The sequence below is a fragment of the Streptomyces sp. NPDC002054 genome (genome assembly GCF_040296685.1).
In the GTDB taxonomy this organism is placed as follows: Bacteria; Actinomycetota; Actinomycetes; order Streptomycetales; family Streptomycetaceae; genus Streptomyces.
On the sequence record NZ_JBEOXT010000074.1, the window covers coordinates 1 to 7,775 of the forward strand.

Here is a 7,775-nt window from a genome sequence, read left to right on the forward strand (position 1 = left end):
CCTGGTTTTCGCGGGCCGCGGGGGGCGGGCGGGGTCCCCCCCCCCGGGGGGCCACCCCCACCACCCCCCCGCGCCCCCCCCGGGGGGCGCCCCGGGGGGGGGGGGGGGCCCCGGGGGCCCCCCCCACCCCGTGGTCCCGGCGCAGCTCGTCCAGGAACCGGCTGACCCGGCGCATGCTCGGCCGGAAGTCCTCCCACTGCGCCAGTGTGTGTGCCTCGTCGACGGCGATCCGGGTCACCCGGCCTGCCGCTGCGGCCGCGCGCACGGTCTCCCTGAAGCGCCGCTGGCACAGGCGTTCCGGGCTGACATAGACGAGGCGGATGCCGTGGTCGGCGCGGCCGAGGAGCTGGTCCGACACCTCCGTCTTGCCGGCCCTGCTGCTGGACTCACGCAGTGGGGAGATCAGGGCGCGGACGGCGCCGCCGATGGACCGGTTGAGTTCGAGGGCCTGGTCGTGCATGAGGGCGACGAGCGGGCTTACGACCACCGTGACGCCGGGCAGGACCAGCGCGGGCAACTGGAAGGTGAAGCTCTTGCCGAAGCCGGTTGGCAGCAGTCCGAGGACGTTGCGGCCCTCAGCGACGGCGGTGATGACCGACTCCTGGGCCGGTTTCAGGTCCACGGGTTCGTCAGCGAGCCGCAGCAGGCCGCCGATGTGGGCGCAGCGGACCCTGACCTCCTCGGCGAGAGAGTTCTGTTCCTGCAGCTTCCGCGTCTCCTCGGTGGTCAGAGCGAGTTCGCGGATCCGGCGGGTGTGGTGCAGGAGGGTGTGCCGTTCGAGGGCTTCGTCCGTGCACAGTTCGGCGGCCCGATCGGCGTCCAGCAGTCGGTGTGCCGCCATGAACCGCCAGATGCGGCGCCACCCTTCGGTCATGGTGGTGACATTGCCGCCGCCGACGTCGCCGGTGTCCGGGTCGGGGCGCTCCAGTCCGCCGTCGAGACTTCCGAGGAAGGCACGCCGGTAACAACGGCGCAGACTGCTCGCTCCGGCGAGTTTACGGTCGCTGATGACGACGACGCCGCGGTGCCGGTCGGAGCGGATGAGCCGGCCGACCGCCTGGCGGAGCTGGAGCGCGGCGAGCGGCAGGTAGTAGTGCTCGGTGGCGGCGCCCTCCGGATCGGGGTGGCCTGCGTGCTCGGCGCGTTCGGCGGCCGCCGCTCGCCGTGCTTCCACGATCGGCGCGGCGAACGGCGCAAAAGGCAGTTTGTTGATCCAGACCAGGCGCAGCCGTTCGGCGTCGGAGACATCGACCCCCTGCCAGAGTCCCTTGGTGCCGACGAGGAAACCTCCCCCGTCCCTCCGATTAGTGAATGCCTGGTAGGCCCGGCCGTTGCCGAGGGTGAGCGCCTCGACAACCGGGGTATCCAGGGCACGGGAGCGCAGCTCTTCGACGAGATGGAAGCCGATGCCCGCGGCGGTCGAGCGGGCGGTCGTGAGGATCAGGCCGCCGCCGTCGAACCCCCTGCCGTCGGCGCGTTCGTGTGTCATCTCGGCTGCGAAACCGGCGACCTGGTGCGCGACGGTCCGCAGCGCGCCCTCCTCCTGCTCTGCCCAGGAGGGGAAGTCGGAGAAGCACACGACTTCGGCCTGGCTGCGCAGGTCGAACGGGGAAGGCAGGGCCAGCGCCGGCAGATCGTCCGGCAGCCCCAGTCGGCCTCGGATGAAGTTCCACTGTCCTGCGACCCGGAGGGTCGCGGAGACATAGTGGACGCGGTCGAAGGACTCCAGATAGCGCTGCCACTCCGGATCGGCGGGCAGGTCGACGGGGCTGGTGGCGATACGGAAGCGGTAGGAACGCAAGTCGGCCCTGGGTTCTGCCAGTTCTTCAAGGTGGATCACGCGTGACGGGAGCGCCTCGTCCAGGGTGACGGCAGGGTCGAGGAAGTCGCGGATGTCGCTCGTGATCCGGTCGAGGGCCGTGGTCAGGGAGTCGATGTGGTCCGCGAGCGCGGTCAGGCGCTCACGCACCAGCGGATCGATCGCGACTGCTTGCTGAGCAACGTAGCGCTCCAGCGTGATGCGGCAGGTCGCGAGTGCCTTGGCGATGCTCTCGAGTAGCAGCGCGAGCCGTCGCGTGTTCCGGGTGCCGGAGGTGCCGGTGTACGGGCTGGCGAGCGTGGTCGCCCGGCTGCCGATCCGTACGCCCACGCCCTTGGCCTGGGCATCGAATGCCTGAGCGGCGAGCCGAGGAAGCCGTTCGTCGTCGAGTAGGCGTTCGAGATCGGCGATGGCCGCGCCGGCCTGGTCCCGTGCGGTACCAGGCTGTGCGGCCGCGACCCACGCGTGGTACTCCGGCAGCAACGCTTCCAGGTCTTGGTAGTCGGCGGTGACGGTCAGCGCGGAGGTAGCGGCGTTTTCCAGCTCGTGCGCCTCGTCGATCACTAGGAGCACATCAGACCCAAGGGCGCGCAGGTCGTCCAGGTGGGAGAGGACGAGCGCATGGTTGGCGAGGATGAGGCGGTGGCCGCCGATGGCCTCTCGGACGGTGTCGGTGTGCACGTGGAGCGGGTTGCTCGTGGAGGGTCCGTAATCACCGTCGCGCTGAGACAACGACTCCAGCCACTGCGCCAGGCCCCGGCCCACGTACTCGGTGAAGAAGGGCGGCAGGTCCACCGGGTCGACCGATCTCGCCGTCCATGTCTGCGGGGGCTCCTTGGCGGCGAGCAGGCGGAGTGCGAGGAAGACGGCGAGTTCGCGGAAGCGACGCTGCTTGGAGAAATGAGCGCGGGGCGCGCTCGCAGAGGGGCGCGGGTGGGTGGCTTCGGCGAGAGTCTTCGTCAGGGCAGCCAGGGAGAGCCGGTTGGACTTGCCTTTGACCAGGTCAGCGACGCCGAGGATGCCTGGCAGGGCCCGCTCCAAGTCCTTGATGTCCTTCGCCAGCTGGCTCTGCAGCTGTTTGGTGTACGTGGCGATGACAGCGGTACGGTTGTCGCCTCCGGCGAGCCAGTCCAATGCAGAGGCGAGCACTGCATAGCTCTTGCCGGTGCCCGTGGGTGCTTCCAGCAGGCCGCTGATGCCGCGGTCGGTCCAGTCATGCAGTGTCGTCGTCATGGTTTGCTGGGCAGGGCGAGGCTCGACGTGTGCGCCGTGCACGACCCCCGCAAGAGCGGTCGGCTCGACCCGTCCGCCGACGCCCCGCAGGACGGCCGGTACGTTCACGACGCCCTTGCCCGGGGCCCTTCCGTCAGCGGTGCGGCGTGGCGCGTGCTGCGTGAACTCAGCACTCAGCAGGCGGGCCACGTGACCATGCGCCCATACGAGCGGCTCACGCTTGGGGGTGGAGTCGCCCTCGGCCAGTTCCCGCAACAACCGCCACGCGTCGGAGTCGGGGCAAACGTCGGAGACGAGAGCACGCAGTTCGGCTGCGCGGGAGGCGAACTCGGAGGCCGCGCGCTCAAGGAAACGGACCAGCAGGACCGCATCGCCGTCCGCGGTGTGGGCACGCAAGCCCGAACGGGACACACCGAGCTGGACCGCCAGGTCCTGAAGTCGGTGGGACGGTGCCGTCGGCCAGACGGCATGGGCGAGGTACAGGGCGTCGACGGGGCGTACGTCGGAGAGCGGATCCTTCGCACCGGCCTGTTTTGCCGCTTCACTGACGACGGGAAAGTCCAGCGCCTCGCCGTTATAGGCGACCACGACGTCGGCACCCGACAGGAACTCGCTCAGCTCCGTCCACGCCTGCTGTCGGGGCACCCCCTGGCCCAATACGGCGTTCCGCACGCTGCCGTCACGCAACTCCTCACAGTCTCCCGGAAACCTGAGGAAGCGCTGCCAGTGGGGCGCCGACGCGACCCATTCCCGGTCGGCGCCGAACCTGACAGCCGCCACCTCGTATACGTGTCGCTCCACGTAGGGTGCGGTGGCCGTGGTCCGTACGACGCTCTCGACGTCGAGCGCGACGGTCCGCAGCAGGAAAGTCTCGTCTAACGGCGAATCAACAGCGGATCTCGTGCCTGCCTTGCCCTGTTCCGGCGCCACCGGTGGCGGGAGTGCCGTTTCCTGCGCAGCAGCAAGAAGGAGACGATCCCCCGAAGTGATCAGCAGACCTCCGCGGACCGCCTCGGCGATCAACTTGACCAACCGCTGCTCTGGCAGCCTGCCGAACTGTCTCTTGGCCTCGGCAACCAGTTCCCGCTCAGAAATTCCGGACGAGAATGCGCGGACCAGCTCTGCAACCTTCCGCGATGCCGCAGAAACCGTCTGCCCGTCGGGCATGCACACCCCTCCTTGCACACGGCCCTGGCCCAGGCTCGACCGCACCGTTCCCTGGACTCTCCCTCCCCTGGAGATCCGGGCCGTGACCTGCATCATAGGTCGACTCGGAAGGTTTTGGACCTTCAGGGAAGTATTCGAGAGCGACTGACGGCTACGGGACGGTGTTCAGCTTCCACGCGCCGTACTGGGAGCAACGCATGCATGCTGATGGAGCGTCGGCATCCACACCCATGGAGTAGGCCGCCTCCACCTGTCCGGCCCAAGGCGCCGAAGGTGGCCGACGTAGGACATCCCACTGGGGTTGCGTCCTTGGAAGTGGTGTACGGGTTCTAGCCGTTCCGGGGGTTTGTGCCGGGGTTCGGGTGGGTGCCCGCATAGACGAACGGCCACCGGCTGATCTTCGAGATGTCTAGTCACGAAGGAGATCAGCACGATGACCGCACCCGACAGTCTGCCCCTTCACGCCCTCGCGCACGACCACCTGGCTGCGGCGAGTCCCGCCCTGCTCCGCGCGATGGTCAAAACGTTCGCGGACGCGTTGATGTCGGCCGAGGCCGATGCCGTCTGCAACGCGGAGTACGGGCAGGTCAGCGACGAACGCGTCAACCACCGCAACGGCTACCGTCCCCGCGAGTGGGACACCCGCGCGGGAACGATCGAACTCGCGATCCCCAAACTCCGGCAGGGTTCCTACTTCCCTTCCTGGCTCCTCGAGCGCCGACGACTGGCCGAACAAGCGTTGATCTCGGTGGTCGCCACCGCCTACCTGCTTGGCGTGAGCACCCGCCGTGTGGAGAAACTCGCCGAGTCCCTGGGGGTGACCCACCTGTCGAAATCGCAGGTCTCCGCGATGGCCAAGCACCTGGATGGCCAGGTCGCGGCTTTCCGCAACCGGCCCCTGGACGCCCGCCCCCACACGTCCGTCTGGCTCGACGCCCTGACACAGAAGGTCCGCGAAGGCGGACGGATCACCAACGTGGCCGCACTCGTCGCGGTCGGCGTCAACGCCGACGGACAGCGCGAGATCCTCGGCATCGACGTCGCTACCGCCGAGGACGGCGCCGGCTGGCTCGCCTTCCTCCGCTCACTGATCGCCCGCGGCCTGACCGGTGTCCAGCACGTCATCTCCGACTCCCACGCCGGCCTCGTCGACGCGATCGGCGCCGTGCTGCCCGACGCTTCCTGGCAGCGCTGCCGCACCCACTACGCCCTGCTCTCCCAGGTCCCCAAACCGCCCAGCCCTGGGTCGCGACCCTGCTGCGAACCGTCTTCGAACAACCCGACAGCCAGGCCGTCCACGCACAGATGACCAAAGCGCTGGACACCCTCGAGGCCAAGTTCCCCAAAGCCGCAGCCCACCTCGACGAAGCCCGGCACGACCTCCTCGCCTTCACCGCGTTCCCCCGCGAGATCTGGAAGCAGATCTGGTCGAACAACCCACAAGAACGCCTGAACAAGGAGATCCGCCGCCGCACCGACGTCGTCGGGATCTTCCCCGACCGCGACGCCGTCATCCGCCTCGTCGGAGCCGTCCTGGCAGAACAGAACGACGAATGGGTCGAAGCCCGCCGCTACATGGGCCTCGAACTCCTCGCCAAAGCCCGCCTCCACCCAATCGAGTCGCGACCCGACGAACCCGCCATCCCGACTGAACTCACCGCATAACCTCAAACCAAGATCGCCGAGTGGCCATCGATACACCACATCAGCGGACGTGACCGGCACTGGCTCTCGCTGAGAGGGATGCAGTCACCCGGTGTCAGCAGCTCCTTGATGCAAGCGCAATCCAGCTGGACCCGCCATCGGCAGTACCGGTCCGGGTCCGGCGCGAAGAACGGCCGCAGCACCGGAGGAATCCCCCTGCAGCGATCGGAATTGCGTTTCCTCCTACTCGCGCAGGACGTCCGTGCGCCGCCCTGCCCGGCCGGGAAGCCGACGCGCTACAGCGGGTTGGCGCGAAATAGTGATCGCTTCGCCTGAACGAAGGAGACGAAGCTGCCGCCGCCTTACTCTGCACCCTCGTCATCCGGTGGATGACTGCACCCGTGTCGCTGGCGAGGACGGCCGGGCGCGGCCTCAACGACGTCGGGCTCCACGTGACAGAGGCCGTCGCGACGCGCCGACAAGCCCCCTGCGCCAGCAACATGCCCGACCGCCAGCTGGTGTGCTTCCGTGCGCAGCCCCAGGGGCTGATGCTGACCGATTGCTGACCAAAGCTCCGTCGCCACGCCGCTGGCCTGCGGAAACGTCCAGATGTCAGGTGTTGGACTTGATCATGGTGCGCAGCAATTTGAGCTCCTAGAAGACGGCTCCCTGCCAGCTTTCTGCAGGTCAAGGGCGGTCTTCACTCTACACCGGCACGCGTCGGATCGAAGATTAAAAGGAACATCGATCGTCTCTGACGAGAAGGCTCCTGGCCTGCATTTCCGGGCGAACCAGGCTGTTGTGGCGCCGCGGGACAGGCATCGAATCGGACAGCCGCTCCGGAATGCTCAAGGACTGATGCTGACCAGATGCTGACTTAGCTGACGACACATCAGACGCCCCTCCCAGACCAGTCACGGACCAGATCTCCGGTCAACGCCGAACGGGGCCACTGACTCACGCCTGGTCGCAGGCGACAGCTTCGCGATCCTGCTCCTGATGTAGGCAGTCAGCATCACCTTCCGCGTAACGTCGGCGACCAATCAGGTCGCCGCCAGTGCGGACGCGATCAGGTCTCGGGAAGCCTGTCCGTATACAGCGGAGGGTTGGAGGAGCCCGAACGCCTTGCGGAACAGGGCAATCCGGTCCTGATTCGTGATCGTTTCAGCTCCGCGGTATCCCTCGGCTTCGACCCTGCTGTCGTCGAAGATCGAGAAGCCGCCTCCCGGGTGGACCAGGAGGCGAGCGCGGGCCGGGATGATCCCCAGGGACATGCCCCGCAGGTCTGTCGCCTCCAGCAATCGATGAAGTTGGCCTCGCATCACTTCCGGCCCACCGAATTCGGTGTACAACGCCTGCTCACCCAGCAGGATGTGGAAGGACCGACCTTCCTGGCCGATGCACTGGGCACGAGCCGTACGGGCAGCCACCCCTGCCTCGATGTCGTCGGGAATCCCGTAGAAGTCCACGACGAGGCGCAGCACGGCAGCCGCGTACTCCGGAGTCTGCAACAGACCCGAGACCAGTTCCGGGCTGTAGCCCACATACTCACGCGTGGTCCGGACAAGCTCCAGGAAACTCTGCTGCACAGGGCCCGTCCCCGCACGAAGCAGGTCGTCCCAGCCTGGCGCCGCATCCGGCGGAGGGATCGTCATGACCGCGATCGTGACAGCTCGACACCTCTAGGGTGAGTGGGATGGCCTGAACTGCCTGTAACAGCGGCTCGTCTTCACCGGCCCGGGCAGCCGCCGTCGACCCACGCCGGCGGGCCCAGTCACGTCCACTGGAGCGGTGCATCGACGGCCACTCGATGATCTCCCTAGTCTTCTGAGTCGGGAATTCTGTTCAGATATGAGGCGAGGCGTTCGAGGATCTCGTCCGCGGTCCTGGTCCAGACGTAGGGCCTGGGGTC

General features: G+C 67.7%; 2 protein-coding genes and 1 pseudogene. 1 reads left to right on the forward strand and 2 read right to left on the reverse strand.

Going from position 1 to position 7,775, the window contains the following annotated elements:
• On the reverse strand, nt 1-4,219 hold a 4,219-nt coding region (locus tag ABT123_RS36515), incomplete at its 3' end, for a DEAD/DEAH box helicase (RefSeq protein WP_351322732.1).
• Between the two features lie 433 nt (nt 4,220-4,652).
• Between ABT123_RS36515 and ABT123_RS36520 the strand changes: the two are divergent.
• Nucleotides 4,653-5,884: pseudogene (locus ABT123_RS36520) on the forward strand (IS256 family transposase).
• Between the two features lie 1,022 nt (nt 5,885-6,906).
• Here the strand turns inward: ABT123_RS36520 and ABT123_RS36525 are convergent.
• The gene (locus tag ABT123_RS36525) at nt 6,907-7,518 is read right to left on the reverse strand and encodes a DUF5753 domain-containing protein (RefSeq protein WP_351322734.1); all 612 of its coding nucleotides are present in this window, start codon (nt 7,516-7,518) and stop codon (nt 6,907-6,909) included.
• Nucleotides 7,519-7,775 lie beyond the last annotated feature (257 nt).